A 26556-nucleotide genomic window follows, 5' to 3' on the forward strand; every position below is an offset into this window, starting at 1 on the left:
TTCGGGTCTGCGCCTCGCGGCGCAGCCCGGAATGACGGAACAACTGAGATGCAGGGGCATCGGGTTTCAATGGGTAAGATCACAGGTTTTCTCGAGATCGAGCGGCATGACCGCAAGTACGAGCCGGTTGCCGAGCGGCTCAAGAACTTCAACGAGTTCGTCATTCCGCTGAGCGAGAAGGACACCCGCGACCAGGCCGCGCGCTGCATGAATTGCGGCATCCCCTATTGCCACGGCACCGGCTCGACCGCGCCGGGCACGCCGGGCTGCCCGGTCAACAACCAGATCCCCGATTTCAACGACCTCGTCTATCAGGGCAACTGGGAAGAGGCGTCGCGCAATCTGCACTCGACCAACAATTTCCCCGAGTTCACCGGCCGGATCTGCCCGGCGCCGTGCGAGGCGTCCTGCACGCTCAACATCGACGACAACCCGGTCACCATCAAGACCATCGAATGCGCGATCGTCGACCGCGCCTGGGACAATGGCTGGCTGAAGCCGGAGATCGCACCCCAGAAGACCGGCAAGAAGGTCGCCGTGATCGGCTCCGGTCCCGCCGGCATGGCCTGCGCGCAGCAGCTCGCGCGCGCCGGCCACGAGGTGCATGTCTACGAGAAGTTCGCCAAGGCCGGCGGCCTGCTGCGCTATGGCATTCCCGACTTCAAGATGGAGAAGAACATCATCGACCGCCGCGTGGCGCAGATGGAAGCCGAGGGCGTCACCTTCCACTACGGCAAGGCGGTGGGTGGCTCAACGCCCGGCGCGATCGATCCGCAGGAACTCGCCAAGCAGTATGACGCGGTGGCGCTGACCGGTGGCGCGGAAGCCCCGCGCGACCTGCCGATCCCCGGCCGCGACCTCGCCGGCATTCACTTCGCGATGGACTTCCTGCCGCAGCAGAACCGCCGCGTCTCCGGCGAGCCGCTGGACGGCACCGCCGACATCCTCGCCGGCGGCAAGCATGTCGTCGTGATCGGCGGCGGCGACACCGGTTCGGACTGCATCGGCACCTCGTTCCGGCAAGGAGCGCTGTCCGTGACCCAGCTCGAGATCATGGCGGCGCCGCCCGAGCACGAGAACAAGGGCGTGACCTGGCCGAACTGGCCGCTGAAGATGCGGACGTCGTCGAGCCAGGCCGAGGGCGCGGTGCGCGAATACGCGGTGCTGACGACGAAGTTCGAAGGCAAGGACGGCAAGGTCAGCAAGCTGCACTGCGTCAAGGTCGACGACAAGTTCAAGCCGCTGCCCGGCACCGAGTTCACGCTCGACGCCGAACTCGTGCTGCTGGCGATGGGCTTTGTCCATCCGGTGCACGAGGGCCTGCTCAAGACGCTCGGCGTCGAGCTCGACCAGCGCGGCAACGTGCGCGCGTCCCTGCACGACTACCAGACCTCGCGCGCAAAAATCTTCTCCGCCGGCGACATGCGCCGCGGCCAGTCGCTGGTGGTCTGGGCAATCCGCGAAGGCCGCCAGTGCGCCCGGTCGATCGACGGCTTCCTGATGGGGAAGACGGATTTGCCGGGATAAGGACCGGCAGTCTCGTCGAACCGCATCTCACAAACGCAACTGTCATCGCCCGCGAAAGCGGGCGATCCAGTATTCCAGAGGCGCCTGCTGGATATTCTGACGCCGCGGCAGGGTAAAGCCGGAGGCATCGATACCATTTGCATTCTTAATTGGTGTCATTGGCTCAATTAATTTCACCGTGCCCGTTACAGCTGTCAGTATCGCCGCCCACGGCGAGGAATTGAAACGATGCTGGCAGGACCGCGGCCGGAATGGCTGACCTTCGATTGCTACGGGACGCTGATCCAATGGGACGAAGGTCTGGGTGCTGCGGTTCGCAGCATCCTTTCCGGCAGCGGAGGACGGGTCGATCCAAATAAGCTCCTGGCGATCTACGACCGCCATGAGCATCGGTTGGAGCAGCAGCGCCCGCATCTGTCTTTCAAGGAAGTCAGTACTGAAGCGTTGCGCCTGACGATGGCGGAGCTGGCGTTGCCCTTCGACGCCAGTCAGGCGGAGATTCTGATATCGTCGATCAGCGCGATGCCTCCTTTCCCGGAAGTGGTCGAGACGCTGGGCCGCCTCAAGGCCGCGGGCTTTAAGCTCGCGATCATCTCCAACACCGATGATGCGATCATCGCCGGCAACGTCGCGCAACTCGGTGGCCATATCGATCGCGTCATCACCGCCGAGCAGGCCGAAGCCTACAAGCCGTCCGCGCGGATATTTCAACACGCCTGGAACGCCATCGGCGTCGGCAAGGACAGGCTCCTGCACATCTGCGCCAGCCCGCATCTCGACCTCGCGGCGGCTCGCGAACTCGGCTTTCGGGCCATCTGGATCGATCGCGGCACGGGCCGGCAGCCTTTGCCGGACTATGTGCCCAACGCAACGGCCAGAGCGCTCGATAGGGTGCCCGAGCTGCTGCGCGCTGCCGGCTGGATGTGACACCGTGCGCGACGATAACGGCTATGCGGGTCCCAGGATGATCGCGGCGCAAGCGGACGCGCGCTAAGCTAGTTCTGCACCCGCACGCCGAGCATCACCACCGTCGATGCCGAGCTCTGTCCCGGCTGGTTCGAATCCAGCCAGTCGCGGCGCAGGGTGCCCTTGATCCAGAGGCTGCGGGTCATCTTGTAGATCAGGTCGCCGGACACCGAGTAGATGGTGTCGTTGCGGTTGTCGCCCTGGTAGTCGAGCGTGCCGTAGGTGAACCTGCCAATGCCGGTCAGCCAGCGGCGGAAGTCGTGGTCGACCTCGACGGTGTAGGTGCGCGACAGCACGCCCGAGGTGCCGGGCAGCGTGGTCTCGCCGAGCTGGGTGTCGGAATAGAATTTGGCCGTGGTCAGCGGCGTCGCGGTCCAGGTCAGCGAGGCGGTGGTGAGCAGGCCCTCGAGTGGGCTAAGCCGCGGGTCGACATAGTCGCGCCTGGCATAGCCAATCGAGACCTCGCCGAACAGCAGCCGGGTGAACTCGAACGACGTACCGACCTTGGCATAACCGCCCGAGGAGTTGCGCGCGTAGCCGGAGCGGTCGAGATAGAGATCGTGGAAGCGGCTGTCGCCCTCCACCTCGACGAACGCCTTCACGGCCGGATTGAGCTCATAGCTGACGCGGCCGACGCCGCCATATTGCGTGAAATTGCGGTCGTCGTTCGACGACGAGGTGCCGTCGGTGAGCTTGGACCATTGGTAATCGGTACGGTCGACGGTGGCGCCGAGCGAGACCTGCAGGCGGTTGAAATGCTGGTCGATGCCGAAGGTGCCGCCGACCGTGGTGTAGATCGGATATTTGGCGAGGCCAGCCTGCACGTTCGGGCTGCCGGGATTGTCGGTCGAGACCAGCAGGCGGGCCTGCCCCAACAAATGCGTGTCTCTGGAGACGTCGAGACGGCCGTCGATATGGCCGGTGAAATTCGGACGGTCGACGTCGAGCGGCGCCGACAACGGCGTGCCGTCGGCGTTCGGCGTCAGCTGGGAACCGTAGCCGGTGAACGAGCCGCGCAAATCGGCGACGATGGCGTGACGCTCCCAGTCGGATACCGCGAGGAATTCCGGCGCGACCATGTAGAACGCCCTGCCCTGCGGCGAATAGAGACGGCCGGGGTTGGTGTCGTAGCCGGCCATCACCTCGACCGCAGTCTTGACCATGAACGAGCCGGCGTAATCGCCGACCGCGCCGAACGGATCGTCGTCGATCCTGAGCCGCCTGCGCGGCGGCTGGCCGACGATGGTGCCGGCCATCGCCGGCGGTAGCGGCGGCTTGCTGGCGGTTTCCGACGGCGGGATCGACAGCCGCAACTGACCGCTCGCGCTCAGCGGCGGCGGCGTGGGCACCGGCGAGCCGGGCCCCGGCGGCGGCTTCGGCTTGGCCTGGCCCGGATAATATTTCGGCTTCAGGCGCTTGCGGTTGAGCGAGTCATAGCCCGACGTCGCGGCGCCGTTCGCAGCGGGGAGGCCGTAGGTCGGGACCTGCCCGATCCGCTGCGACGTTGATGTCGATGAAGACGACGAACGCCGGTCACGATCGGCATCCGGCAGCCTCAAGCCGTTGAGCGGATCGAGCGCCTCGGCCGTGGTCCGGCGCAGCGGCGAATCCTGTGTGATCACCTGGCTCTGGCGGCTCGGGCTGAACAGATCCGGCGTCACGGTCTGGGCGTTGGCGAGCCCGGTGGCCGCGGTCAGCGCAAGGCATGGCAAAACCACGCGAACGAAGCGTCCGCGCCGATTTGGGCCGCTTGCTGGCCGCCGCCACACGATGGAAATACTCCAACGAATTCATGTACTTGACGTACGCATCCCGCCAGGCGGCGGAAAACGTCCTTAATGGAGTTAAAACAATTATGGTTAATGACCCGTTGAGGATCGGCCGCCGCGCGTCGCATCGCGGAATCGAACGTGCTAAGGGAGACGCCCGGGTGCAAAACCCCTCCCCTGGAATGCGAAATGGCCAAACCGAAACCGCTGATGACCAAATCATCCGGCCCCGATGACGGCGCCATTCAATCGGCGCTCCGCACCCTCGATGCCGAAGCAAGCGGCGTCGCAGCCCTTTCCGCGGCCCTGAAGTCCAACCTCGGCGCGCCGTTCGCGGCGGCGGCCGAGCTGATCGGCAAGGCCAAGGGACGCCTGATCGTCACCGGGCTCGGCAAATCAGGCCATATCGGCCGCAAGATCGCCGCGACCTTCGCCTCGACCGGCACGCCTTCGTTCTTCGTGCACGCCGCCGAAGCGAGCCACGGCGACCTCGGCATGATCACCGTCGATGACGTGATCCTGGCGCTGTCATGGTCCGGCGAGCAGCCGGAGATGCGCAATCTGATCGCCTATGCCGCGCGCTTCGGCATTCCGCTGATCGCGATGACCGCCGACAAGGATTCGACGCTGAGCAAGGCCGCCGACGTGCAGCTGACGCTGCCCAAGGCCCGCGAGGCCTGCCCGCACAACCTCGCGCCGACCACCTCCTCGCTGATGATGCTGGCGCTCGGCGATGCGCTGGCGATCGCGCTGCTCGAAGGCCGCGGCTTCACCTCGACCGATTTCAGCGTGCTGCATCCGGGCGGCAAGCTCGGCGCGCTCTTGAAATATGCCCGCGACCTGATGCACAGCGGCGACGCGCTGCCGCTGAAGCCACTCGGCACCAAGATGTCGGATGCGCTGGTCGAGATGACTTCGAAGGGATTCGGCTGCGTCGGCATCGTCGACCGCCACGGCCATCTCGTCGGCATCGTCACCGACGGCGATCTGCGCCGGCAGCTGCGTCGACCCGACCTTCTGGCGCTTTCCGTCGACGAGGTCATGACCAAGACGCCGAAGACGATCAGCCGCGACACGCTGGCCGGCGAAGCGCTTGAGCTGCTCAACGCCTCGAAGATCACCACGCTGATCGTGACTGATGCGAAGAAGCCGGTCGGCATCATCCATCTGCACGATCTGCTGCGCGCGGGCGTGGCGTAATTTCCCTCCGTCATTCCGGGGCACGCGAAGCGTGAACCTCAGATGCGCAATTGCGCATCGGGGAACTCGAGATTCCGGGTTCGATGCTACGCATCGCCCCGGAATGACAGCGATTATTTCGGAAACCGCGCCGCGGTCGCCTCCAGCGGCAGGGCCAGCGCGTTGGCGAGGTAGGAGACGGTGCGGTAGAAGCCGCATAGCAGGATGATCTCCAGCACCTGATTGTCATCATAATGCGCCGACAGCGCCGCGTACTCGGCGTCATCAAGCGTCGCCCGCGCATGCAGCGCGTCGACCGCCGCGATCATCGCCTGTTCGGCCGGCGACCAGCAATCGGCGTCGGCCTTGCCGCGCACGGTAGCGTCGACCTGCTGCTCCGACAGCCCCGCGGCGGCGCTGAACGCCGTGACATGCACGCCCCACTCATATTCGCAAGCGTTGAGCGCGCAGGTGCGGTCGATCACGATCTCGCGCTCCCGCAACGGCAGCGGCCCGCGGTCGAGCAGGCTGCCGTCGCGAAACTTCTCCCAGGCGCGCGGATGGCCCGCCATGATGCGGAACAGCACCAGCGGCGGCTTGCCGCGCATGATGCGGTCGAAATGCTGTTGAACATCCGCCGCATAGGGCGGATCGAGCGGCGCGATACGTGACATGGCTCGATCTCCTTGCTACATTTACTGTAGCATCACGCTACAATATCTGTAGCGATCGACGCAAGCGGGATTCAGAAGGGATTCGCGACATGGCAAAGCAGGCTCCCGCCGCAAGACCGGGCGTTCGCGGCTCGCGGAGCGGCCGCCCGATCATGGCGCTGCTCGATCTCTTGGGACGGCGCTGGACCTTGCGCGTCATCTGGGAGCTGCGCGAGACCGCGCTGACCTCGCGCGCGCTGCGCACCGCCTGCGACGAGGCCTCACCGACGATCCTGCAGACGCGATTGACCGAGCTGCGCGAGGCAGGGTTCGTCGAACTGAGGGACGATGGTTACGGCCTCACCGCACTCGGCAGGGAGCTATTCCAGACCTTAACGCCACTCAATCGCTTCGCCGAGCGATGGAGCAAGCAGGGCGCCTGCTAGACCCCAGCCACCGTTAGGCTCGCGCCATCGGCGCGGACCACCTTGACCCGGCTGCCGGCCGGCGCATCGGGGCCGGCGACGCGCCAGACCGTGTCGTCGATCCGCACCGTGCCTGAGCCGTCGACGATTGGCTTCTCCAGCGTAAATTCGCGGCCGACCAGGGCTTCGTTGCGGCGGTTGAGGAATGGATTGCTCTTGCTCGCCTCGGTCGCGCCCCTGGCGAAATGCCGCCAGACCGGCACCGCGAGCGCAGCAAACACCGCGAACATCAGGAGCTGCGTCTGCCAGGACGGCGTGAAGACGAACGACAACAGCCCGACCAGCAGCGCCGCGAGCCCGAGCCAGAACAGGAACACGCCTGGCGCCGCAAGCTCCAGCGCCATCAGGATGAAGCCGAAGATCAGCCAGTTCCAGGTACCCAATGTCGAAAACATCTCGGCCATGACATGACCTCTATCATTGCGGGCGTGATGCCGTCATGCCCTCACCGCTGCGGCGGCACCGGCGGTGGCGGTGTTGGACCTGCCGGCGGCACCGAGCCGCGCCGCGCGGCGGCCGCGGCGGAGGCAGCGCTCTCACCGAAGGTGGCCTTGGCGATCTCGCCGATGCCGGCGAGCGAGCCGAGGATGCTGGTCGCCTCGATCGGCAACATGATGATTTTCTGGTTCGGCGAGTCGGCCAGTTGCCCGAACGCCTTGATGTACTTGTCGGCGATGAAATAGTTCAGCGCCGCCACGTCGCCCTTGGCGATGGCATCGCTGACCATCTGGGTTGCCCTCGCCTCGGCCTCGGCGGAACGCTCGCGCGCCTCGGCGTCGCGGAACGCAGCCTCCTTGCGGCCTTCGGCCTGCAGGATCTGGCCCTGCTTGGCGCCCTCGGCGCGCAGGATCTCCGATTGCCGCTGGCCCTCGGCCTGCAAAATGTCGGCGCGCTTGACGCGCTCGGCCTTCATCTGCCGGCCCATCGCCTCGACGAGGTCGGCCGGCGGCACGATGTCCTTGATCTCGATGCGGTTGACCTTGAGGCCCCAGGGCGAGACCGCGGCGTCGACCACGCGCAGCAGCCGCTCGTTGATCTCGTCGCGATGCGACAGCACCTGGTCGAGATCCATCGAGCCCATCACCGAGCGGATGTTGGTCATGGTCAGCACGATGATCGCCTGGTTGAGATTGGCGACCTCGTAGCTCGCCTTCGCGGCATCGAACACCTGGAAGAACGCGACGCCGTCCACCGTCACGGTGGCGTTGTCCTTTGTGATCACCTCCTGCTCGGGGATGTTGATCACCTGCTCCATCATGTTCATCTTGCGCCCGATGCGATCGAAATAGGGCACGATCAGATTGAGGCCGGGCGACAGCGTGCGGGTGTATTTGCCGAACCGTTCGATGGTCCAGTCATAGCCCTGCGGAACGGTCTTGATCCCGGCGAACAGCGTGACGATGACGAGAAGAACAAGCGCGATCGCGAAAATATCGAAGCCAGTCATAAAGTCCTCCAGGGCCCGCGAGACCATCGCCAGGCACGGTCCGTGCATTGGTCGGCAGGACCGCTCCGCCGGTTCAGCCGGCGGTTGTTCTCCCTAGCACATAGGAAGCTGTTGTCGGATGACCAGATGTATGCGAATGGCCGTGTCCGGTGTCACGGTTCGTTAACAATCAGGCCAAGGCCTTGCTAGATCCAGCCTTGCTAGATCCGGCCTTGTTAAATCCAGCTCTGTTAAATCCAGCCTTGCAGCTCGCGCAGCACCAGCTGGCGGATCACGTCCATGCCGCCGTCGCTGTCGTTGAGGCAGGGGATGGCGGCGAACTGCTCGCCGCCATTGTGGCGGAAGATTTCCGCGTTCTCCTGCGCGATCTCCTCCAGCGTCTCCAGGCAATCCGCGGAGAAACCGGGCGTGACCACGGCCATGCGCCGCACGCCGTCCTTGGCGAGCTTCTCGACCGTCTTGTCGGTATAGGGCTGCAGCCACTCGGCATTGCCGAAGCGCGACTGGAAGGTGAGGATCAGCCCGTTGGCATCGAGCCCGAGCCGCTTGCGCAGCGCATTGGTCGTGGCAATGCAATGCGCCTGATAGGGATCGCCCTTGTCGACATAGTCCTTCGGCATGCCGTGGAACGAGGCGACGATGATCTCGGGCTGGAACGACAGCGTCGCGAGATGCTCATTGATCGAGACCGCGAGCGCCTCGATGTAATCAGGGTCATCGTAATAGGGCGGCGTCACCCGCAGGATCGGCTGCGCACGCATGGCGGCCAGCACGCGAAACGCTTCGTCGCAGACGGTCGCCGACGTCGCAGCGGAATATTGCGGATAGAGCGGCACCAGCAGCAGCCGGCCGCAGCCTTGCGCCGCCAGCGCCTCGATGCGCTGCTTGATCGAGGGGTTGCCGTAGCGCATCGCCCAATCCACCACGACATGGTCGTGATCGGCGATCGCCTCCGCGAGCTTGTCGGCCTGCGAGCGCGTGATGGTCTTGAGCGGCGACTCGTTCTTCTCGGTGTTCCAGATCTTCAGATAGTCCTGCGCCTTGCGGGCCGGGCGGACGCGCAGGATGATGCCGTTGAGGATCAGCCTCCAGAGCAGGCCCTGATCCTCGATCACCCGCGGATCGGACAAGAATTCCTTCAGATAGACCCGCACGCCCGTGGCATCCGCGGTATCCGGCGTGCCGAGATTGACCAGCAGCACGCCGACGCGTTCCGGCTTCGGCGCCGCGGCAGGCTTCGCGCTCTCGAAGGGGATGACCGTACTCATGATGGCCTTGCGCTTGGGGTCCTTTGGGCTTCGCGCGTTGCTCCAACCTTGTCAAGCCGAGTGCCGGTTGGCTACGTTCCCGTCCGGAATATGGGGAGGAACCATGACGATCGCCGAATGGTGCGTCTTCGGGACGCTGATGCTCTCGCTCCTGACGATCGTGTCGGTGAAATGGGCCGGCATCCGCGGGTTCGACAATTCGAAGCCGCGCGATCCCGACTTCTACGACGACCCGATCCGCGCGCGGGCGCTCGGCGCCCACCAGAATGGCATCGAGGCCTTCCCGTTCTTTGCATTCGCCGTGCTGCTCGCCGAATTCCGCGTCGGCCCGCTGCGGCTGATCGACGAGCTCGCGGTGCTGTTCCTGATCGTGCGGATCGCCTACGTCTTCACCTACATCGGCAACCGCCCGACGCTGCGCTCGATCCTCTGGAGCATCGGCTTTGCGATCAACATCGCGATCTTCTTCCTGCCGGCGATAAGGGGATACCTGACGAGTTGAGCCTGAATTCCGTCTCCTTCCCGTCATCCTGAGGAGCGCGCTCTTGCGCGCGTCTCGAAGGATGCACGGCCCGGCCGGTGGCCGTCGATCCTTCGAGATGCCTGCTGCGCAGGCTCCTCAGGATGACGGATCACTTGGAGTTAGAGCCCTAAAGGCACGTCGCCCGTTCGGCCGCGACATAGCCGAGCAGCAGCCCGAGGCCGAACAGCAGCACCAGGCCTGCGGCGGCGAACTCCAGGCCGCGCATGATGACCATGCCGCCGCCGTCGCGCGCCGCGCTCAGCCGTTCCGCCAGGCCGCGCGCCGACACCGCGACCAGCGCGATCGCAGCCACCGTGATGGCGGTGCCGAGCCCCATCACGAAGGTCGCGGCAATGCCGGCCCAGAACAGGCCCTGCGCCAGCGCGAACACCAGCACCAGGATCGCGCCCGAGCAGGGCCGGATCCCGACCGTGAGGATCGCGCCGAGGCCGCGCCGCCAGCCGCCGGGACCGGCGAGCTCGGCTGGCGTCGGCCCGTGCGAATGGCCGCAATGCTCGTCATGGACATGCTGCGCGTCATGACCGTGATCGTGGCCGTGATGGTGATCGTGGTGATGATGGCCGCGATCGTCATGAGCATGGTCTTGGGCGTGACGATGATGGTGATCATGGCCATGGTCGTGGTCATGGTGGCCATGGCCATGATCGTGCTGCTGCGCACCGGCCATCGCCAGCGCCGGGCGCGGCACCTGGAGCGCGCGGAAGAAGCCGCCGCCCTTGACCCAGACCAGCCGGGCTCCGAACGCCGCGATCAACGCGTAGCTTGCGATCTCGATCCCCTTCTCCGCCCCGCACATGGTCTTCGCCGTCGCATTGAGCAGCCAGGCGCAGACGCCAACGACGAGAACGGCGACCAGCGACTGCATCAGCGCCGAGGCGAACGACAGCACGATGCCCCGTCGCGCAGTCTCGCGATTGGCGACCATGTAGGAGGAGATCACCGCCTTGCCGTGGCCGGGGCCGGCGGCGTGGAAGACCCCGTAGGCAAAGGAGATCGCAAGCAACGTCCAGACCGCCGAACCGTCGGATTTCGCGGCGCGGATGGTCTGCGAGATCTCGCGATAAAACTCCGACTGCTTGGCCAGCAGCCAGCCGACCAGCCCGCCCTGCGGCTCCGCCGCGCGCGGCGCCCCGAACGGATTTTGCGCCAGCAGCACATGTACCGCGCCATCGAGCAGCGCCATCGCAGCGACCACGGCAGCGGAAACGGCAAGGCCCCGCATCACGCGGGAGACGATCGGCGTCATGGGCATTCCACCGTGATCTTGTTAGCGAACATCATGGCGAAGTTGCCGGCATTGCCGTCGAGGAAGTTCTGCTCGCCGAGCTTCGCTGCGGCAGCGGTGCCGTCACTCGGCCGCTCGAACTGCAGCTTGCAGTCGGCCGCGGCGCCGACCAGCTTGACCGGCTCCTTCTCGGCGAACTGGAAGTCGATGAAGTAGGTCGGGTCGAACACTTCGAGCGAGAGCTGCCTGGCCTTGAACGGCGCCTTGACCGGCAGGGTGAAGTGCAGCGTCAGCGCCGAATCCTTGTATTCGAGGTAGTAGTCGACCGGCTCGGTGAACTTCTGCTTCTTGCCGTCTCCCTTGGCGAAGGTGAAGTAGGCGTATTCCTTCAGCGATTCGACGTTGGTCTGGGCCAGCGGCGCCAGCTCCTCGCGGCTGTAGGCGCCCTTCACCTTGGTCTCGAGGCCCTGCAGCGCGTAGGTCGAGAACATGTCGTCGAAGGTCCAGGCGTGGCGGACCCCGGTGATGGTGCCGTCAGGCGCGTAGATCAGCTCGCTCCGGGCGGTGATCCAGACATGGGGATGGGCCTCGGCGACCGCCGTGCCGAGCACGACGCACACCGCAAGCACCAGCCAAGCGATCAGGCGGTTGAAGGCGAGCCGCACCTTCAGGCCGCCTCGGGCGTTTCAAGCAGACCGCGTCGGCGCAACAGCGCATCCGGCTCGGGCTCGCGGCCGCGGAAGGCGACATAGGCCTCCTCCGGATCGCGCGAGCCACCCGACGAATAGATGTCGTCATGCAGCCGCTTGGCGGTCGCCGGATCGAAGATGTCGCCGGCTTCCTCGAAGGCGACGAAGGCGTCGGCGTCCATCACCTCCGACCACATGTAGCTGTAGTAGCCCGACGCATAGTGGTCGCCGGAGAAGATGTGGCCGAACTGGGTCGGCCGGTGCCGCAGCGAGATTTCGGCGGGCATGCCGATCTTTTCCAGCTCCTTCTGCTCGAAGGCCCTGATATCGCGGCTCGCCGCCGCCGGCTGGGTGTGGAATTCGAGGTCGACCAGCGCCGAGGAGACGAACTCCACGGTGGCAAAACCCTGGTTGAACTTGCGCGCCGCGAGGAAGCGCTTGAGCAGGTCGTCCGGCAGCGCCTCCCCGGTCTGGTAGTGGCGGGCGAAGCGCTGCAGCACCTCGGGCCGCTCCTGCCAGTGCTCGTAGAGCTGCGAGGGCAGCTCGACGAAGTCGGTGAACACCGATGTCCCCGACAGCGACGGATAGGTCACGTCGGAGAGCATGCCGTGCAGGCCATGGCCGAACTCGTGGAACAGGGTCCGCGCGTCGTCGGGCGACAGCAGCGACGGCGCACCGTCGGCGCCCTTGGCGAAGTTGCAGACGTTGATGACCAGCGGCGCGACGGCGCCGTCGAGCTTCTGCTGGTCGCGCAGCGAGGTCATCCAGGCGCCGGAGCGCTTCGAGGGCCGCGCAAAGTAGTCGCCGTAGAACAGCGCCTTGTGCTTGCCGTCGCGGCCCGTGACCTCCCAGACCCGGACGTCCGGGTGCCAGACCGGCACGTCCTTGCGCTCCTCGAAGGTGACGCCGAACAGGCGGGTGGCGCAGTCGAAGGCGGCCTCGATCATGTGGTCGAGCACCAGATAGGGCTTGATCGCGGAATCGTCGAAATTGGCGCGGCGCTGGCGCAGCTTCTCGGCGTAGTAGCGCCAGTCCCAGGACGCCAGGGTGAAATTGCCGCCTTCCTCAGTGATCAGCGCCTGCAGCGCGTCGCGATCGGCGAGCGCCCGCGCCCGCGCCGGCTTCCAGACCCGCTCCAAGAGGCCGCGCACCGCCTCCGGCGTCTTGGCCATGGAGTCCTCGAGGCGATAGGCGGCATAGGTTGGGAAGCCCAGGATCTTCGCGGTCTCCTCGCGCAGCGAAAGGATTTCCACGATGGTCGCGTTGTTGTCGTTGGCGTTGCCATTGTCGCCGCGGGCCGTGAAGGCCTTGTAGACCTTCTCGCGCAGGTCCCGCCTGTCGGAGCTCTGCAGGAACGGCTCGACCGAGGAGCGCGACAGCGTCACGATCGCCTTGCCAGGCATGCCGCGCTCTTCCGCCGCGGCCTTGGCGGCCGCCACGAATGTGTCGGAGAGGCCGGCGCGGTCGTCCTCGCCGAGCTCCATGGACCACTCCTGCTCGTCGCCGAGCAGATGGTGGCTGAACGAGGTGCCGAGATGGGCGAGCCGCTCGTTGATCTCGGCCATGCGGGCCTTGGCCGCGTCGTCGAGCCCGGCGCCGGAGCGGTGGAAGCGGGTATAGGTGCGCTCCAGCAGCCGCATCTGCTCGCCGGTCAGGCCAAGCGAAGCGCGCTTCTCGTGCAGCATGGCGATGCGGCCAAACAGCACAGCGTTCATCATGATCGGATTCCAGTGCCGCGCCATCCGGGGCGACACCTCCTTGTCGATCTCCAGGATCGCCGGGCTCGAATGGGCCGAGACCAGGTCGTAGAACACCGCGGAGACCTTCGACAGCAGCTTGCCGGAGCGCTCCAGCGCCGTGATGGTGTTGTCGAAGTCGGGCAGCGCCGGATCATGGGTGATCGCAGCCACTTCAGCCGAATGGTCGGCAAAGGCCTGCTCGAAGGCGGGGAGGAAATGCTCCGGCTTGATCTCGGCGAAGGGCGGCGTCTCGAGCGGCGTCTGCCATGCCTTCAGGAGGGGGTTGGCCAAATTCTGGACCTCGGCTTCTGCGCTGGTTTCTGACATCGAATGTCCCGTTTTTCGCCTTGAAAATGCGGCCCAATCTATATCACGCGATACGGCATTTTTGGGCCTTTTGCGCTTGATAGATGGGCACTTTTCGGAGAGATTGCGCCCCCTGAACAGGACCTATTCCATGACCATGCAGCCCTCCACCTCAGGCAACCGCACCATCGCCTGGCCGAGCGTCATCACCGTGATCTCGGCGGCGATCCTGATCGGCGCGGAAGTGTTCGGCGCGGCGTTCGCCGGCGGCTGGGCGCTCGCGATCCTGCTTGGGCTCAGTGATGTCGGCGCGCACATCCTGCAGGCCGTGCTGTTCGGCATCGGCGTCCTGATCATGATCGCCTTCATCCGCGCGGCGCAGCGCGTCGAGCCGTTCACGCGTCGCGCCTGACCGCTGCGATTCAAGAAAGCGCTGCGGCACAGGGCTAAAACGCCACACGCTTCCTTAGTCATTCTTAACAGCCGTTCATCTTCACCGCCCCGACCGTGTGCTGCGCGCGAGATCGCAAGCACGCGTTAGGGAAATTTGTCGCTACCGCAAAAAAATTCTTGCACCCCGAATTCAAAAGATTTATTTCCTGCCTTGCCCAATTTCGCACGTGCCTGTGGTCGTGTGTCAGTCGGTAGGTATCCGGACAAGAGGCCGGACAGCCGCCAAGGGGTGGAAGAACCGAGGGTCGCTTACGTCCATCAGGACACGAGGCGGCCAGCCTCCCTCTCCAGGGATGCCGTTGAAGGTCTCACCACTCTTTGCAACCGTGACTGGCAGCCGGAGGCGAACCGGCGCACCCCGCTCTCAACGGGGGACGCGACTTAAAGCAACGACGGATCGGGCTTTTTTGGTCTCTACCGGCAGTCCAAAGCCGGCGCGGGCTACTGAAAAGGCTTGTCCTTCATTGCCAGGTGAGCGGGCGGGAAACTCTCCCAACCAATCCACGGCAGCACAGTCTGGTTTGAGTCTTTTGGCTTCGTTGCGCCTCCATCGCGCAATGTGGCCAGAGCACTCCTATCCGACGTCACGTTGATGCGGATCCCGTCGCTGGGGCCGTTGGAGAGTGCCATGACCGAACGTATCCAGGAATTCCTGCGTCACCGCCGCAGCGAAGGTCTCGACACCGAGCCGTGCCTCGTCGTCGACCTCGACGTCGTGCGCGACAATTACCAGACCTTCGCGAAGGTGCTGCCGGACAGCCGCGTGTTCTACGCGGTGAAGGCCAACCCGGCGCCCGAAGTGCTGTCGCTGCTCGCCTCGCTCGGCTCCTGCTTCGACACCGCGACCGTTGCGGAGATCGAAATGGCGCTGGCCGCCGGCGCGACGCCGGACCGCATCTCCTATGGCAACACGATCAAGAAGGAGCGCGACATTGCGCGTGCCTTCGCGCTCGGCATTCGCCTGTTCGCGGTCGACTGCGCCGCCGAGGTCGAGAAGATCTCCCGCGCCGCTCCCGGCGCCAAGGTGTTCTGCCGCATCCTCTATGATTGCGCCGGTGCCGAGTGGCCGCTGTCGCGCAAGTTCGGCTGCGACCCGGAGATGGCGGTCGACGTGCTCGACCTCGCCAAGCGCCTGGGGCTGGAGCCGTGCGGCATCTCGTTCCATGTCGGCTCGCAGCAGCGCAAGGTGAAGGCGTGGGACCGCGCGCTCGCGATGGCCTCGACCGTGTTCCGTGACTGCGCCGAGCGCGGGATCAACCTCACCATGGTCAACATGGGCGGAGGTTTCCCGACCAAGTACCTCAAGGACGTTCCGCCGGTCCTGCAGTATGGCCGGTCGATCTTCCGCGCGCTGCGCAAGCATTTCGGCAACCAGATCCCGGAGACGATCATCGAACCGGGCCGCGGCATGGTCGGCAATGCTGGAATCATCGAGACCGAAGTCGTTCTGATCTCGAAGAAGAGCGATGAGGACGAGGTGCGCTGGGTCTATCTCGACATCGGCAAGTTCGGCGGTCTCGCCGAGACGATGGACGAGTCGATCCGCTACGCCATCCGTACCCCGCATGACGGGGCGGACATGACGCCGTGCGTGCTCGCGGGCCCGACCTGCGATAGCGCCGACGTGCTGTACGAGAAGCTGCCGTATCCGCTCCCGGTGACGCTCGAGATCGGCGACAAGCTGCTGATCGAAGGCACCGGCGCCTATACGTCGACCTACTCGTCGGTGGCGTTCAACGGCATTCCGCCGCTGAAGACCTACCACATCTGACCCGCCTCCTTTTCGAGGCCTGATAAACCGGGAGCCGGCCCCGCCGGCTCCTTCCCGATCATTTTTGATTTTCTGAACGACGCTTGCCGCGGCGTACGACACGCCGTTGCAAGCGGGGACTGACGTGCCATGACTGCAAAACGGAACACCCCCGTTGCCCTCATCCGACAAGCCGCTCCGTTCGCGATCCGTGCGGAGCGAGCCTCGGACGTCGTCGCGCGCGAGGCGCTGCTGGATGCCTGCTTTGGCGAAAATCGCCATGCCCGCATTTGCCAGCGCCTGCGCGACGGACGCGCGCCCGCCGAAGGCCTGAGCCTTGCGGCCGTGCGCCAGGACGGCCGGCTGGTTGGAACCGTGCGGTCGTGGCACGTCAGCGCGGGGGGCCGCAGCGCGCTGATGCTAGGGCCGCTGGCAGTCGACGATGACTGCCGCGGCCTCGGCGTCGGCGCCGCGCTCATGCAGCGCGCGCTCGCCGCCGCCAAGGCGCGTGGCCATGGCGCGGTGATCCTGCTTGGCGATGCGCCCTACTACGCCCGTTTCGGCTTCTCTGCCGGCAAGACCGGCGAGCTGTCGCTGCCCGGTGCTTTCGAGCGCGACCGGCTGCTCGGCCTCGAGCTTGTCGAGGGAGCGCTTGATGGCGTCTGGGGCATGATCACGCCGACCGGCGCAGTGCCTAAGGTGAAGGCATCCCGGACCCGGAAGGCACCGCTCGCCGTGCCGCACGCGGCGTAAGGCGGCGGCCATGTCGGACCACTTTCCCGCAACCGACGGCGCGCGCCCGCGTTGGCGAGGCCTCGTCACCACGGTCATGCTGATCCTGATCTCGGTCATGATCGTCAGGGACATCCTGATCCGGCGCTGGACCGGTGCGCCTCCGGCGCCGCCGGACACCACGCAGCAGTCCCACTAGCGCCGGCCGCAGGGCCAAAACCCAAGTCAGAATCTCAAGTCAGAATGCCAGGTCAGAATCCGGGGGTTGCGCGGGCGGCAAAAATGCCCGTAAACCCCGCGCAAGGCCATTTTCAGCCGAGGTCCGACATGTCCCGCCGCCTGATTTCCACCGGCTCTCCGTTCGAGAAGACCGCCGGCTACAGCCGTGCCGTGATCGACGGCGATTTCGCCTTCGTCGCGGGAACCACCGGCTACGACTACACCACCATGACCATGCCCGCCGATGTCACGAGCCAGTCACGGAACTGCTTCAAGACCATCGAAGCTGCCCTCAGGGAGGGCGGCTTCGCGATGGCCGACATCGTCCGCGCGACCTACTACCTCACCGACGTCAATGACGCGGACGCCCATTTCGCGGTCTGCGGCGAGGTTCTCGGCGACATTCGCCCGGCGGCGACACTGCTGATCGTCGCGGGGCTCTACAAGCCCGAGATGAAGGTCGAGATCGAAGTCACCGCGAAGCGTCGCAACCCCTGATCCACTCTACCCGCCGCTAGGCACTCTCCTGGAGAACATGATGAGCCCCTCCTCGCAGATCCACGCGAAAATCACCGGCCCCATTGTCATGATCGGCTTCGGCTCGATCGGCAAAGGCACGTTGCCGATGATCGAGCGGCATCTCGACTACGACAAGTCGCGCGTCACCGTGATCGACCCGAAGGACGAGGGCCGCAAGGCACATTGCGAGAAGCAGAATGTGAAATTCATCCAGAAGGCCGTGACCAAGGACAATTATCGCGAGTTGCTGACCCCGCTGCTCACTGAAGGCGGCGGCCAGGGTTTTTGCGTCAATCTCTCGGTCGATACCGGCTCCACCGACATCATGGAGCTCTGCAACGAACTTGGCGCTCTTTATATCGACACCGTCAACGAGCCTTGGCTCGGCTTCTATTTCGATTCGTCGAAGGGCCCGGAAGCGCGCTCCAACTACGCGCTTCGCGAAGTGACGCTGGCCGCCAAGAAGGCGCGCCCCGCGCGCTCGACGACAGCCGTCTCCTGCTGTGGCGCCAACCCCGGCATGGTCTCCTTTTTCGTCAAGCAGGCGCTGCTCAATGTCGCCGCTGATCTGAAGCTCAATGCCCCCAAGCCGAAGACCAAAGCCGAATGGGCGGACCTGATGCGGCAGGCCGGTATCAAGGGCATCCACATCGCCGAACGCGACACCCAGCGCGCCAAGTCGCCGAAGGAGCCCGATGTCTTCGTCAACACCTGGTCGGTGGAAGGTTTCCTGTCGGAAGGCGTGCAGCCGTCCGAACTCGGTTGGGGTACCCATGAGAAATGGATGCCCGAGAATGCGCGTACCCACGAAGCCGGCTGCGGCGCTGCCATCTATCTGATGCAGCCCGGCGCCAACACGCGCGTGCGGACCTGGTGCCCGACCCGCGGCGCGCAGTATGGCTTCCTCGTCACCCACAACGAGTCGATCTCGATCGCCGATTACTTCACGGTGCGTGACGCATCGGGCACGGCGATCTACCGGCCGACCTGCCACTATGCCTATCATCCGGCTGACGATGCCGTGCTGTCGCTGCATGAAATGTTCGGCCGCGCAGCGAAGATGCAGGAAAAGCACCACATCCTCGATGAGAACGAGATCGTCGATGGCATCGACGAACTCGGTGTGCTGCTGTTCGGCCACGACAACAATGCCTACTGGTACGGCTCGCAGCTCTCCATCGAAGAGACCCGCAAACTCGCGCCCTACCAGAACGCCACCGGCCTGCAGGTGACCTCGGCCGTGCTCGGCGGCATGGTGTGGGCGCTGGAAAACCCGAACCAAGGCATCGTCGAGGCCGACGAGATGGATTTCGATCGGCTGCTGGAAATCCAGCTGCCGTATCTCGGCCCGGTGAAAGGGTTCTACACCGACTGGACCCCGCTGACGGATCGTCCGGGGCTGTTTCCGGAGGATATCGATACCAGCGATCCTTGGCAGTTCCGGAATATTCTGGTGCGCTGATCCCGGAGCGCAGTCGATCGATCAAAATGCCCGGCTTCGCGCCGGGCATTTTGCTGTCGGCCGCCGCTCACTTCGCCATGTAGTCGAACGCCACCGAGCCGAGGCCGAGCGTCAGGTCCGCCTTGTAATGCAGCGCCGAGACCACCTCGCGCACCGGCAGACGGGCGACGTCGCACAGCGCGTGCGGAAACAGGCCGAGCGCGGCGGGACCGGTCCAGGCTTCCTTCAGCACGACATCGTCGAGATGAAAGCGCACCAGCTCGCAGATCCGCGGGGTGCCGTCGACATGCGGGATGATCTTCAGGATGAAGTTCGGCGCCTTCATCGCATTCAGCACGGTGTCGTGGTCGACCTTGCGGTGCTTGTAGCCCATGGTGGCGGAGGCGCACAGCACCGAGCCGTAATGCAGCGAGCCGACGAGGACATCGCTTTCGATCTCGATCTTGGGCCGCGCCAGCTTCTTCGGAAATCCCCACAGCTCGCGGCCGCCGGCGATCGGGGCCTCGTCGTCGAGATACATCGCGTGGGTATAGGCCCCGAGCTCACCCTTGAAGCGGACCGGGATCACCTGCCCGGTCTCGGTGTAGTCGCCGAAGCCGGTCGAGTCGGGCATGCGGATGAATTCATACTTCACCACCGGCTCGGCGACCTCGAGCGGCTCCGGCACCACGGCCGCGAGCGCTTCGGGGTCGGTCTTGTAGGTGATGATGAAATATTCGCGGTCGAAGAACCGGTACGGCCCCGGCGGGAACGACGGGTTGGTGAGCGGCATCGAATAGGCGGTGCGGCGGACGTCCTCGATCTTCATGAAAGGCCCCGATCTGTCGTTGGCGAGACGGCAGATTATGGCGGGCGCGGGCGGCGGAAGCGAGACCGTATAAGCGGCAGCGTTCGTGAAATGCGCGTCACAATGCGCCGGCCGGCAGCGGCTATTTCTTCTCGATCGGCGGCGCCGTCTTCTCGGCGGGTGCCGGCGGCAATGCCGGCCTGGCACCGGCCTTCTGCGCGTCGGCGTCGGGACGGGCCGGCTGCGGAGCCGGTGTGGTCGGCCGCTCGCCGCCGGGTTTCGACTCCGCCGGCGCGGTCTGCTGCGGCTCGGGCGACGGCGTGGTCTGCAGCGGCTGCGTCGCCTGCGCCATCTCCTGCGGCGGGGCCGCGTTGATCGCGTGCAGCGACAGCGCCGCGATCGCGACGCCCGCCACCACCAGTGTGGAGGCGATCAGCATGTCGTTCCGCAGCCTGGTCCGATCCGAAGCCATCTCGCTCACCTGCATTGTCAGCGAGGTCAACGATCCTGCCATGGCATGGTTCCGACGCGCCCGGCTGCGGAACCCAGCCTCAATCCGTGGTGCTGATCTCCCAAGTCGCGTGCCGCACGCCGGGCTGATGCTGCAGGTCGACCACCACGGCATTCAGCTCATTGGGGTCGACCGCGGTGGAGACCAGTGTGGCCACGATCTCCAGGAAGTCGTCGCCGGCCTCGACCACATTGACATCGGCGACCGGATAGTTCGCGGCCTCGAGCTTTTCGACCACGCGGTCGCGCATGTCGGGCAGCGCCTCGGGAGTGACCGCGAGCTTGAAGTAGTAGGTCGCCTCCGAGGCCTTCTCGTTCAGCGGGATGCGGTTGATGGCATTGACCAGCGGACGCAGCAGCGTGTTGCCGGCGATCACGAACACGGTCAGCGCGGCCGCCTGCGCCACCAGATCCGCGCCGGCGCAGGAGCCGACCGCGGCCGAGGCCCACAGCGTCGCCGCGGTGTTGAGGCCGCGCACGTCCATGCCCTGCTTCATGATGACGCCGGCGCCGAGGAAGCCGATTCCCGACACCACATAGGCGATCACCCGCACCGCGCCGTCGGCACCAGCCAGATGCATTGCGAGATCGACGAAGGCGGCCGCGCCGACCGCGACCAGCACATTGGTGCGCAGCCCCGCGGTGCGCTGCCGGTACTGCCGCTCAGCGCCGATCAGCGTGCCGAGCACAAAGGCGGTCGCCAGGCTGACCAGCGTGTCGATGAAGTCGGCGAGCTGGAATGTGGTGAGAAATCGCATGACGCTGCCCCGGCGCGAGCTTCGGATGCCGCGATCTCTTACATTTCCAGGATGCCCGCGTCACCATCTTCCGTGCCGAAGGCGAGCAGCGTGCCCTTGGCATTCCAGCCCAGCGCCGACACCGCCACACCGGCGTTCCGTCGTACCAGGATTTCGGCGCCGTCTTCGAGCCGGACCATCAGCACGGTGCCGTCGGCATAGCCGACCGCCATGACGTCGTTCTTCGGATGGCAGGCGACCACCGCGACCCGCGCCGGCATCGGCGCCAGCATCGCCGGCTCCTTGCCCATCGGGCCATCCTTGCTGGTGAACGGCCAGACGATCACGGTATCGGCGCCCGAGGTCGCGAGCCCCTTGCCGCCGGCGCTCCATGACATCGAGCGCACCCGGCCGGGATAGCCGCTCATCCGCATGTGCCTGTTATCGGCGAGCCGCCAGCCATGCATCGCCGGCTCGTGCATCGCGGTGACGAGGAATTTGTTGTCCGGGCTGAACATCACGGCGAGATGCGAGCCAGCCCATTCCAGAAACTCCGGATTGGCCGCCATGTTGGGAAACCACAGTGTCACGCCGTTGTAATGCGCGATCGCAAGCCGCAGGCCCTTCGGCGCGAAGGCGAGCCCGCCGACCGTCGACGGCACCTCGAAGGTTTTCGCTTCGCCCTTGGCGCCCTGAACGAACGCGGTCTTGCCCGCCGACCACGCCACGGTGCCGTCGCCATGCAGCGCGACATTGTCGATCCAGCGCCGCTTGGTGTCGGTCGCGATGGTCGAGGTCTCGCCCTTGGCGTCGATCGCGATCAGCTTGCCGTCGTCACCGCCAGTGACAATCCGCTTGCCGTCGGAGGCCGCGCACAGGATGGCACCGAAATGCGTCTCCGTCCGCGTGAACTCGCCGTCGGCGGTCGCGATCGCGATGCTCTCCTCGGCGCCGACGAAGAACGCGCGGTCGCCGAGGAAATGCACCGAGCCGACCGACGCGCCGAGCGCAAGCGGCTTGACGCGGTCGGTGATCGAAACGATGGAAGAAGGGGCCTCGCCCGGATCGAACTCTTTCATCACGTGGTGATGCACTGCTCGAAGCCGTCGCGGATCGCCTGCTCCGGCAGTTCGCGACCGATGAACACGACGCGGCTCTCGCGCTTCTCGCCGTCCTTCCATTTCCGCTGGTGGTCGCCCTCCAGCATCATGTGAACGCCCTGGAACACGTAGCGGTCGTCATCGCCGGTGAAGGCGAGGATGCCCTTCGAGCGCAGGATCTTCTGGCCCTCGGTGGCGACGAGCTGCTGCAGCCAGGGCATGAACTTGGTCGCGTCGAGCGGCTTCTCCGAGCGCAGCGACAGCGATTGCATGTCCTCGTCGTGATAGTGCTTCAGCCCATGGCCATGGCCGTGATCATGATGATGGTGGTGATCATGGTCGTGATGATGATGATCGTGGTCGTCGCCGGCCTCGAGGAAATCGGGCTCGATCTCCAGGATGCGGTCGAGGTCGAACGCGCCGCGCTCCAGCACGTCTGATATCCCGACCTGGCAACGCTCGGTGCGATGCAGCTTGGCATATGGATTGATGCCGCGGATGCGCGCCTCGACCTCGGCGAGCTCGGGCTTGGAGACGAGGTCAGTCTTGTTCAGCACGATGACGTCGGCAAACGCGATCTGGTTCTTGGCTTCCGGGGCGTCCTTGAGGCGGTCGCTCAGCCATTTGGCGTCGGCGACGGTCACGACCGCGTCGAGCCGGGCGTTCTTCTGCACGTCCTCGTCGACGAAAAAGGTCTGCGCGACCGGCGCCGGATCGGCCAGGCCGGTGGTCTCGACGATGATGGCGTCGAATTTGCCCTTGCGCTTCATCAACCCGTCCATGATGCGGACGAGGTCGCCGCGCACCGTGCAGCAGACGCAGCCATTATTCATCTCGAACACTTCCTCATCGGCACCGATGATGAGGTCGTTGTCGATGCCGATCTCGCCGAATTCGTTGACGATGACGGCGTATTTCTTGCCGTGGTTCTCCGACAGGATGCGGTTGAGCAAGGTGGTCTTGCCGGCGCCGAGATAGCCCGTCAGCACGGTCACAGGAATTTTTTGCGAAGCTTCAGCCATAACAACTCCGAATTGGGGCCGCGCTCAGCCCCGGCAGGGAGGCCCCTGCCCCTAGTCGGCGAGCGCGCTGGTCAGGGCCTTTATATTGTGCCTGACCATATCAATGTAAGTGGGGACTTGGCCCTTTTCGCCGGTCAAACTGTCCGAATACAGGGTGCCGCCGACCCTGATCCCGGTCTCGGCCGCGATCCGCTCGATCAGGCGCGGATCGCTGATGTTTTCGAGAAAAACTGCTGGAATTTTTTCAGCTCTGATCTGGGAAATGATGGCGGCGATATCGCGTGCGCTGGGCTCGGAATCGGTGGAGACCCCGAGCGGAGCGATGAAGGCGATGCCATAGGTATCGGCGAAATAGCCGAAAGCGCCGTGGGTCGAGATCACCTTGCGCCGGCCTTGCGGTATTTTCGCCACCGCCTCGCGGACCTCGCGGTCGAGCGCGTCGAGCTTCGCCAAATAGGCCTCGGCATTGGCCTTGATAACAGCGGCATCGTTGGGGGACACGGCCACCAGCGCGTCGCGGATGTTGCCGACATAGACCTTTGCATTGACGACCGATTGCCAGGCATGCGGATCCTCATGGCCGCCACGCTGGCGCGGCGTGATCCCCGTCGTCGCCACCACGACCGGCGCCTTGCTCCCGGAGGCCTGCACCAGCCGAGGCATCCAGCCCTCGAAGCCGAACCCATTGACGACAAGCAGCCGCGCAGAAGCGACTGTCTTGGCGTCCGCCGGCGTCGGCGCATAGACATGGGCGTCGCCGTCGGGCCCGACCAGCGCCGTGACATCGACCCTGTTACCACCGACATTCCGCACCATGTCGGCGAGGATCGAGAAGCTCGCGACGACATTGATACGCTCCGCAGCGCACGCCGGGCCGCTCGCCACCGCCAGCGCCAGACACATCAACCCGAGCAAACGCCGCATCGCACTCACGCCTCGAGATGGCGGCCGGGGAACAGCTGCCGCACCAAACCACTGACATTGCCGAACAGCAGCGACACAATATAAAGCCCCGCCGCGACCAGGATGATCGCGGGGCCGGAGGGAATCCGGGTCTGGTACGACAGCACCAGCCCGGCATAACCGGACACAATCGCGCTCGCGACCGCGATGCAGATCATCGTCGTGATGTCGCGCGACCAGAACCGCGCAATGCCGGCGGGCAGGATCATCAGCCCGACGCCGAGCAGCGTGCCGAGCGCGTGGAAGCCGTTGACGAGGTTGACCACGACAAGCGCGAGAAAGGCGAGATGCGCCGGCGCGCCGGCCCGGCTCACGGTGCGCAGGAACACCGGATCGACGCATTCGATCACCAGCGGACGATAGATCACCGCGAGCACCAAAAGCGTGATGGTGGCGTTGAACGCGATCACCAGCAGGGTCTGGTCGTCCATCGCCAGGATATTGCCGAACAGCACATGCAGCAGGTCGATATTGGTGCCCTTGATGGAAACAATCGTGACGCCGAGCGCGAGCGAGACCAGATAGAAGGTCGCGAGCGAAGCGTCCTCCTTCAGCTCGGTGGTGCGGGCGACCAGGCCCGCGAGCAGCGCCACGGTGAAGCCCGCGATCAGGCCGCCGGTCGTCATCGCGAACAGACTGAGCCCGGACAGCAGGAAACCGATCGCCGCCCCCGGCAGGATCGCATGCGCCATGGCGTCGCCGACCAGGCTCATCCGCCGCAGCATCAGAAACACGCCGATCGGCGCGCCGCCGAGCGACAGCGCGATCACCGCCGCCAGCGCGCGGCGCATGAACTCGAATTCGGTGAAGGGCGTGATCAGCGCGTCAGTGAGCATTGGCGTCAGGCAGCCCGCGAGCGCGGATCGGCGGCGCAGGCGCCGGCAGAGTCGTCGAACGCCTCGCACATCCGCATCGCGACCATCAGATTGTCCGCCGTCAGCGCCTCTGCGGTCGGGCCCCATTCCACCGGGCCGCGCGCCAGGAGCAGCGTCTCGGGGAAATTGTTGCGCACCATGTCGAGGTCGTGCAGCGCCGCCAGCACCGTGCGCCCCTCGCCGTTCCAGCGCTTCACCAGCGCCAGCAAATCGGCTGACGTCTTGGCATCGATGGCGTTGAACGGCTCGTCGAGCACGATCAACCGGGCATCCTGCAGCAGCACGCGCGCGAACAGCATGCGCTGCATCTGGCCGCCGGACAGCGTGCCGATCGGGCGGTTCTCAAAACCGTTGAGGCCGACGGCGGCGAGCGCCGCCAGAATCTTCTCGCGCGCACCCTTGCCGATGCCGCCGAAGAAACCGGTGGTGCGCCACAGCCCGGTGCCGACGAAATCGAACACCGAGATCGGGAACGTGCGGTCGATGTCGGCGGACTGCGGCAGATAGGCGATGTCGCGATGGTCGAGCCCGTCGAGATCGATCACGCCCGACAGCGGCTTGAGCACGCCGGCGATGCCGCGCAGCAGCGTCGACTTGCCGGCGCCGTTGGGGCCAATCACGGCAAGCAGCGCGCCCGCCTCGACGGCACCGTTGAGATGATGCACCGCCGGATGGCGGTCATAGCCAAGCGTAACGTCGCGGAATGTGACAAGGGCACCCATACTCACCTCATCGCCAGCCAGACCACGCCCCACAGGCAGGCCGAGACCGCGAGCGCCGCGGCCAGCCGCGCCGGCACGGTCATGCGCAGGATCGACCAGTGGGCCGTCTGGGCCGGATGCCCCGCCGGGCCGTGGCTGTGGGCATGCGGATGGGGGTGGCCGTGCTGGTGGTCGTGATCGTGGGTATGCGTATGCGCCATGGACAGACTGTTATATTATAACATAACGCGAGTCTACAAACGAGGAACTCATGGCGGATCCGCAAAACCGGGAGAGATTTGAGCTGCGACGGCAGAGTGACACCCTCGTCCATGTCTTCGTCTGCAAGACGCGCCCCGATGGAACCGTCGGCTACCAGCGCCAGGATCAGGATCAAGGCCAGGATCTCTGGATCTGGCACCGGCCGGATTGGGGGGTAGGTGGCCTGGGATCCGCAGAGCCAATCCTGCACCGGCCGCCCCTGAAGCGTGCTGCCGGCCAGATGCAGGTTGTGAGGCGCACCTGTGCGCTCAAATTCCGCCGTCGTCCCGGCGCAGGCCGGGACCCATAACCACAGGATTGGGTTGGTAGGAAAGCTGTGGCCCCAGCGTCGCGCAACCATCACCTTCGGTGGTTATGGGTCCCGGCCTGCGCCAGGACGACGATGAATTTGTTGCACCACTTGTACGTCACACTCCAACGGCCCCTTCAGTGGGCCGATGTCGGATCGGTCGTGTCGTAGACCACGCCGCAGACCCTGTGCGCGTAGCAGGAACGCAGATGACATCGTTGATCCAGTGCACAGCCGCCGTAGATCAGGGCGAAATAGCCGAGCACGGCGAAGGCGGTCACGCCAAGAAGGCATCTGGTCCAAACATCCATCGACGGCCGCCTCACCCCGTGTGCGAGTTGCACCACCACGCGCCCAT

At 65.3% G+C, this 26556-nt stretch carries 30 protein-coding genes; 11 read left to right on the top strand and 19 right to left on the bottom strand.

Annotated elements, in window-relative coordinates:
• Positions 1 to 69 precede the first annotated feature (69 nt).
• Both G6P99_RS42520 and G6P99_RS42525 read left to right on the top strand, forming a co-directional pair.
• Positions 70 to 1527 carry a glutamate synthase subunit beta gene (locus G6P99_RS42520; protein WP_029077525.1) on the top strand — a complete coding sequence of 486 codons (1458 nt, stop codon included), beginning with the start codon at positions 70 to 72 and terminating at the stop codon, positions 1525 to 1527.
• A gap of 228 nt (positions 1528 to 1755) precedes the next feature.
• Positions 1756 to 2454: a haloacid dehalogenase type II gene (locus G6P99_RS42525; RefSeq protein WP_035975763.1), complete on the top strand. Its 699-nt coding sequence runs from the start codon at positions 1756 to 1758 to the stop codon at positions 2452 to 2454.
• Between the two features lie 68 nt (positions 2455 to 2522).
• Here G6P99_RS42525 and G6P99_RS42530 read toward each other — a convergent pair whose 3' ends face one another.
• On the bottom strand, positions 2523 to 4205 hold the full coding sequence (locus G6P99_RS42530; protein ID WP_084518225.1) for an outer membrane beta-barrel protein: 1683 nt from the start codon (positions 4203 to 4205) through the stop codon (positions 2523 to 2525).
• Positions 4206 to 4451: 246 nt separating this feature from the next.
• Here G6P99_RS42530 and G6P99_RS42535 point away from each other — a divergent pair, with 246 nt between their 5' ends.
• The gene (locus G6P99_RS42535; protein ID WP_029077528.1) at positions 4452 to 5462 is read left to right on the top strand and encodes a KpsF/GutQ family sugar-phosphate isomerase; all 1011 of its coding nucleotides are present in this window, start codon (positions 4452 to 4454) and stop codon (positions 5460 to 5462) included.
• Between the two features lie 113 nt (positions 5463 to 5575).
• Here G6P99_RS42535 and G6P99_RS42540 read toward each other — a convergent pair whose 3' ends face one another.
• A complete protein-coding gene (locus tag G6P99_RS42540; RefSeq protein ID WP_029077529.1) occupies positions 5576 to 6115 on the bottom strand; it encodes a carboxymuconolactone decarboxylase family protein in 540 nt (179 codons plus the stop codon).
• Positions 6116 to 6204: 89 nt separating this feature from the next.
• On the opposite strand from G6P99_RS42540, the gene G6P99_RS42545 reads away from it, so the two are divergent.
• Positions 6205 to 6540 (top strand): winged helix-turn-helix transcriptional regulator, encoded by a 336-nt coding sequence (locus G6P99_RS42545; protein WP_165126384.1) that lies wholly within the window; start codon positions 6205 to 6207, stop codon positions 6538 to 6540.
• Here the strand turns inward: G6P99_RS42545 and G6P99_RS42550 are convergent.
• The 3 genes from G6P99_RS42550 to hemH form a co-directional block, all read right to left on the bottom strand.
• Positions 6537 to 6983 (bottom strand): NfeD family protein, encoded by a 447-nt coding sequence (locus G6P99_RS42550; protein WP_029077531.1) that lies wholly within the window; start codon positions 6981 to 6983, stop codon positions 6537 to 6539. The two genes, G6P99_RS42545 and G6P99_RS42550, sit on opposite strands and share 4 nt — an antisense overlap.
• A 41-nt stretch (positions 6984 to 7024) precedes the next feature.
• Entirely contained in the window at positions 7025 to 8026 is a 1002-nt protein-coding gene (locus tag G6P99_RS42555) for an SPFH domain-containing protein (RefSeq protein WP_029077532.1), read from the bottom strand.
• A gap of 230 nt (positions 8027 to 8256) precedes the next feature.
• Positions 8257 to 9294 carry a ferrochelatase gene (gene hemH, locus G6P99_RS42560; protein ID WP_165126387.1) on the bottom strand — a complete coding sequence of 346 codons (1038 nt, stop codon included), beginning with the start codon at positions 9292 to 9294 and terminating at the stop codon, positions 8257 to 8259.
• Positions 9295 to 9397: 103 nt separating this feature from the next.
• On the opposite strand from hemH, the gene G6P99_RS42565 reads away from it, so the two are divergent.
• The gene (locus tag G6P99_RS42565) at positions 9398 to 9796 is read left to right on the top strand and encodes an MAPEG family protein (RefSeq protein ID WP_029077534.1); all 399 of its coding nucleotides are present in this window, start codon (positions 9398 to 9400) and stop codon (positions 9794 to 9796) included.
• A 148-nt stretch (positions 9797 to 9944) separates the two neighbouring features.
• On the opposite strand, the gene G6P99_RS42570 is transcribed toward G6P99_RS42565, so the two are convergent.
• From G6P99_RS42570 to G6P99_RS42580, 3 genes are read right to left on the bottom strand one after another with little or no spacing between them, the layout of a single operon-like run.
• Positions 9945 to 11090 (bottom strand): nickel/cobalt transporter, encoded by a 1146-nt coding sequence (locus tag G6P99_RS42570; RefSeq protein ID WP_029077535.1) that lies wholly within the window; start codon positions 11088 to 11090, stop codon positions 9945 to 9947.
• Entirely contained in the window at positions 11081 to 11707 is a 627-nt protein-coding gene (locus G6P99_RS42575) for a DUF1007 family protein (RefSeq protein ID WP_029077536.1), read from the bottom strand. The genes G6P99_RS42570 and G6P99_RS42575 overlap by 10 nt, the downstream gene beginning before the upstream one ends.
• 23 nt (positions 11708 to 11730) lie before the next feature.
• Positions 11731 to 13818: a M3 family metallopeptidase gene (locus G6P99_RS42580; RefSeq protein WP_165126390.1), complete on the bottom strand. Its 2088-nt coding sequence runs from the start codon at positions 13816 to 13818 to the stop codon at positions 11731 to 11733.
• A gap of 130 nt (positions 13819 to 13948) precedes the next feature.
• Between G6P99_RS42580 and G6P99_RS42585 the strand changes: the two genes are divergently transcribed.
• Complete coding sequence (locus tag G6P99_RS42585; protein ID WP_029077538.1) at positions 13949 to 14209, top strand: hypothetical protein; 261 nt, start codon at positions 13949 to 13951, stop codon at positions 14207 to 14209.
• Positions 14210 to 14691: 482 nt separating this feature from the next.
• On the opposite strand, the gene G6P99_RS42590 is transcribed toward G6P99_RS42585, so the two are convergent.
• A complete protein-coding gene (locus G6P99_RS42590) occupies positions 14692 to 14880 on the bottom strand; it encodes a hypothetical protein (protein ID WP_029077539.1) in 189 nt (62 codons plus the stop codon).
• On the opposite strand from G6P99_RS42590, the gene G6P99_RS42595 reads away from it, so the two are divergent.
• From G6P99_RS42595 to G6P99_RS42615, 5 genes are all read left to right on the top strand, one after another.
• Positions 14879 to 16021 (top strand): type III PLP-dependent enzyme, encoded by a 1143-nt coding sequence (locus G6P99_RS42595; RefSeq protein ID WP_029077540.1) that lies wholly within the window; start codon positions 14879 to 14881, stop codon positions 16019 to 16021. The genes G6P99_RS42590 and G6P99_RS42595 overlap by 2 nt on opposite strands.
• Before the next feature lie 129 nt (positions 16022 to 16150).
• Positions 16151 to 16753: a GNAT family N-acetyltransferase gene (locus G6P99_RS42600; protein WP_029077541.1), complete on the top strand. Its 603-nt coding sequence runs from the start codon at positions 16151 to 16153 to the stop codon at positions 16751 to 16753.
• A 10-nt stretch (positions 16754 to 16763) separates the two neighbouring features.
• On the top strand, positions 16764 to 16931 hold the full coding sequence (locus G6P99_RS42605) for a hypothetical protein (RefSeq protein WP_165126393.1): 168 nt from the start codon (positions 16764 to 16766) through the stop codon (positions 16929 to 16931).
• A 128-nt stretch (positions 16932 to 17059) separates the two neighbouring features.
• Positions 17060 to 17449: a RidA family protein gene (locus G6P99_RS42610; RefSeq protein WP_165126396.1), complete on the top strand. Its 390-nt coding sequence runs from the start codon at positions 17060 to 17062 to the stop codon at positions 17447 to 17449.
• 40 nt (positions 17450 to 17489) lie between these two features.
• Positions 17490 to 18932 carry a homospermidine synthase gene (locus G6P99_RS42615; RefSeq protein ID WP_029077543.1) on the top strand — a complete coding sequence of 481 codons (1443 nt, stop codon included), beginning with the start codon at positions 17490 to 17492 and terminating at the stop codon, positions 18930 to 18932.
• A gap of 67 nt (positions 18933 to 18999) precedes the next feature.
• Here the strand turns inward: G6P99_RS42615 and G6P99_RS42620 are convergent, their stop codons facing one another.
• The 10 genes from G6P99_RS42620 to G6P99_RS42665 all read right to left on the bottom strand — a co-directional run bounded on the left by G6P99_RS42620 (position 19000) and on the right by G6P99_RS42665 (position 26509).
• On the bottom strand, positions 19000 to 19740 hold the full coding sequence (locus G6P99_RS42620) for an acetoacetate decarboxylase (RefSeq protein ID WP_029077544.1): 741 nt from the start codon (positions 19738 to 19740) through the stop codon (positions 19000 to 19002).
• A 121-nt stretch (positions 19741 to 19861) separates the two neighbouring features.
• Entirely contained in the window at positions 19862 to 20233 is a 372-nt protein-coding gene (locus G6P99_RS42625; protein ID WP_245284480.1) for a hypothetical protein, read from the bottom strand.
• Positions 20234 to 20270: 37 nt separating this feature from the next.
• Positions 20271 to 20987 (bottom strand): MgtC/SapB family protein, encoded by a 717-nt coding sequence (locus G6P99_RS42630; RefSeq protein ID WP_029077546.1) that lies wholly within the window; start codon positions 20985 to 20987, stop codon positions 20271 to 20273.
• Between the two features lie 38 nt (positions 20988 to 21025).
• Entirely contained in the window at positions 21026 to 22045 is a 1020-nt protein-coding gene (locus tag G6P99_RS42635) for a WD40 repeat domain-containing protein (protein ID WP_165126399.1), read from the bottom strand.
• Positions 22045 to 23088, bottom strand: coding sequence for a CobW family GTP-binding protein (locus tag G6P99_RS42640; RefSeq protein WP_029077548.1), 1044 nt, complete (start codon positions 23086 to 23088; stop codon positions 22045 to 22047). Before G6P99_RS42640 ends, G6P99_RS42635 begins: the two co-directional genes overlap by 1 nt.
• 51 nt (positions 23089 to 23139) lie before the next feature.
• Positions 23140 to 24012, bottom strand: a complete 873-nt coding sequence (locus G6P99_RS42645) for a metal ABC transporter substrate-binding protein (protein WP_029077549.1) — start codon at positions 24010 to 24012, stop codon at positions 23140 to 23142.
• Positions 24013 to 24017: 5 nt separating this feature from the next.
• Positions 24018 to 24887: a metal ABC transporter permease gene (locus G6P99_RS42650; protein ID WP_029077550.1), complete on the bottom strand. Its 870-nt coding sequence runs from the start codon at positions 24885 to 24887 to the stop codon at positions 24018 to 24020.
• Between the two features lie 5 nt (positions 24888 to 24892).
• Positions 24893 to 25648: a metal ABC transporter ATP-binding protein gene (locus G6P99_RS42655; RefSeq protein WP_029077551.1), complete on the bottom strand. Its 756-nt coding sequence runs from the start codon at positions 25646 to 25648 to the stop codon at positions 24893 to 24895.
• A 2-nt stretch (positions 25649 to 25650) separates the two neighbouring features.
• The gene (locus G6P99_RS42660) at positions 25651 to 25848 is read right to left on the bottom strand and encodes a hypothetical protein (RefSeq protein WP_029077552.1); all 198 of its coding nucleotides are present in this window, start codon (positions 25846 to 25848) and stop codon (positions 25651 to 25653) included.
• Between the two features lie 487 nt (positions 25849 to 26335).
• Positions 26336 to 26509, bottom strand: coding sequence for a hypothetical protein (locus G6P99_RS42665; protein WP_165126402.1), 174 nt, complete (start codon positions 26507 to 26509; stop codon positions 26336 to 26338).
• Between the last annotated feature and the right edge of the window lie 47 nt (positions 26510 to 26556).

The organism is Bradyrhizobium sp. 6(2017), assembly GCF_011058295.2.
Classification (GTDB): Bacteria; Pseudomonadota; Alphaproteobacteria; order Rhizobiales; family Xanthobacteraceae; genus Bradyrhizobium; species Bradyrhizobium septentrionale.

Bases quoted from the DNA above. Each gene is read 5' to 3' on its own strand.
- G6P99_RS42520 (WP_029077525.1), top strand. From the start codon at position 70: ATGGGTAAGATCACAGGTTTTCTCGAGATCGAGCGGCATGACCGCAAG.
- G6P99_RS42525 (WP_035975763.1), top strand. From the start codon at position 1,756: ATGCTGGCAGGACCGCGGCCGGAATGGCTGACCTTCGATTGCTACGGG.
- G6P99_RS42535 (WP_029077528.1), top strand. From the start codon at position 4,452: ATGGCCAAACCGAAACCGCTGATGACCAAATCATCCGGCCCCGATGAC.
- G6P99_RS42540 (WP_029077529.1), bottom strand. From the start codon at position 6,115: ATGTCACGTATCGCGCCGCTCGATCCGCCCTATGCGGCGGATGTTCAA.
- G6P99_RS42545 (WP_165126384.1), top strand. From the start codon at position 6,205: ATGGCAAAGCAGGCTCCCGCCGCAAGACCGGGCGTTCGCGGCTCGCGG.
- G6P99_RS42550 (WP_029077531.1), bottom strand. From the start codon at position 6,983: ATGGCCGAGATGTTTTCGACATTGGGTACCTGGAACTGGCTGATCTTC.
- G6P99_RS42555 (WP_029077532.1), bottom strand. From the start codon at position 8,026: ATGACTGGCTTCGATATTTTCGCGATCGCGCTTGTTCTTCTCGTCATC.
- hemH (WP_165126387.1), bottom strand. From the start codon at position 9,294: ATGAGTACGGTCATCCCCTTCGAGAGCGCGAAGCCTGCCGCGGCGCCG.
- G6P99_RS42565 (WP_029077534.1), top strand. From the start codon at position 9,398: ATGACGATCGCCGAATGGTGCGTCTTCGGGACGCTGATGCTCTCGCTC.
- G6P99_RS42570 (WP_029077535.1), bottom strand. From the start codon at position 11,090: ATGCCCATGACGCCGATCGTCTCCCGCGTGATGCGGGGCCTTGCCGTT.
- G6P99_RS42580 (WP_165126390.1), bottom strand. From the start codon at position 13,818: ATGTCAGAAACCAGCGCAGAAGCCGAGGTCCAGAATTTGGCCAACCCC.
- G6P99_RS42585 (WP_029077538.1), top strand. From the start codon at position 13,949: ATGACCATGCAGCCCTCCACCTCAGGCAACCGCACCATCGCCTGGCCG.
- G6P99_RS42595 (WP_029077540.1), top strand. From the start codon at position 14,879: ATGACCGAACGTATCCAGGAATTCCTGCGTCACCGCCGCAGCGAAGGT.
- G6P99_RS42590 (WP_029077539.1), bottom strand. From the start codon at position 14,880: ATGGCACTCTCCAACGGCCCCAGCGACGGGATCCGCATCAACGTGACG.
- G6P99_RS42600 (WP_029077541.1), top strand. From the start codon at position 16,151: ATGACTGCAAAACGGAACACCCCCGTTGCCCTCATCCGACAAGCCGCT.
- G6P99_RS42605 (WP_165126393.1), top strand. From the start codon at position 16,764: ATGTCGGACCACTTTCCCGCAACCGACGGCGCGCGCCCGCGTTGGCGA.
- G6P99_RS42610 (WP_165126396.1), top strand. From the start codon at position 17,060: ATGTCCCGCCGCCTGATTTCCACCGGCTCTCCGTTCGAGAAGACCGCC.
- G6P99_RS42615 (WP_029077543.1), top strand. From the start codon at position 17,490: ATGAGCCCCTCCTCGCAGATCCACGCGAAAATCACCGGCCCCATTGTC.
- G6P99_RS42620 (WP_029077544.1), bottom strand. From the start codon at position 19,740: ATGAAGATCGAGGACGTCCGCCGCACCGCCTATTCGATGCCGCTCACC.
- G6P99_RS42625 (WP_245284480.1), bottom strand. From the start codon at position 20,233: ATGGCAGGATCGTTGACCTCGCTGACAATGCAGGTGAGCGAGATGGCT.
- G6P99_RS42630 (WP_029077546.1), bottom strand. From the start codon at position 20,987: ATGCGATTTCTCACCACATTCCAGCTCGCCGACTTCATCGACACGCTG.
- G6P99_RS42635 (WP_165126399.1), bottom strand. From the start codon at position 22,045: ATGAAAGAGTTCGATCCGGGCGAGGCCCCTTCTTCCATCGTTTCGATC.
- G6P99_RS42640 (WP_029077548.1), bottom strand. From the start codon at position 23,088: ATGGCTGAAGCTTCGCAAAAAATTCCTGTGACCGTGCTGACGGGCTAT.
- G6P99_RS42645 (WP_029077549.1), bottom strand. From the start codon at position 24,012: ATGCGGCGTTTGCTCGGGTTGATGTGTCTGGCGCTGGCGGTGGCGAGC.
- G6P99_RS42650 (WP_029077550.1), bottom strand. From the start codon at position 24,887: ATGCTCACTGACGCGCTGATCACGCCCTTCACCGAATTCGAGTTCATG.
- G6P99_RS42655 (WP_029077551.1), bottom strand. From the start codon at position 25,648: ATGGGTGCCCTTGTCACATTCCGCGACGTTACGCTTGGCTATGACCGC.
- G6P99_RS42660 (WP_029077552.1), bottom strand. From the start codon at position 25,848: ATGGCGCATACGCATACCCACGATCACGACCACCAGCACGGCCACCCC.
- G6P99_RS42665 (WP_165126402.1), bottom strand. From the start codon at position 26,509: ATGGATGTTTGGACCAGATGCCTTCTTGGCGTGACCGCCTTCGCCGTG.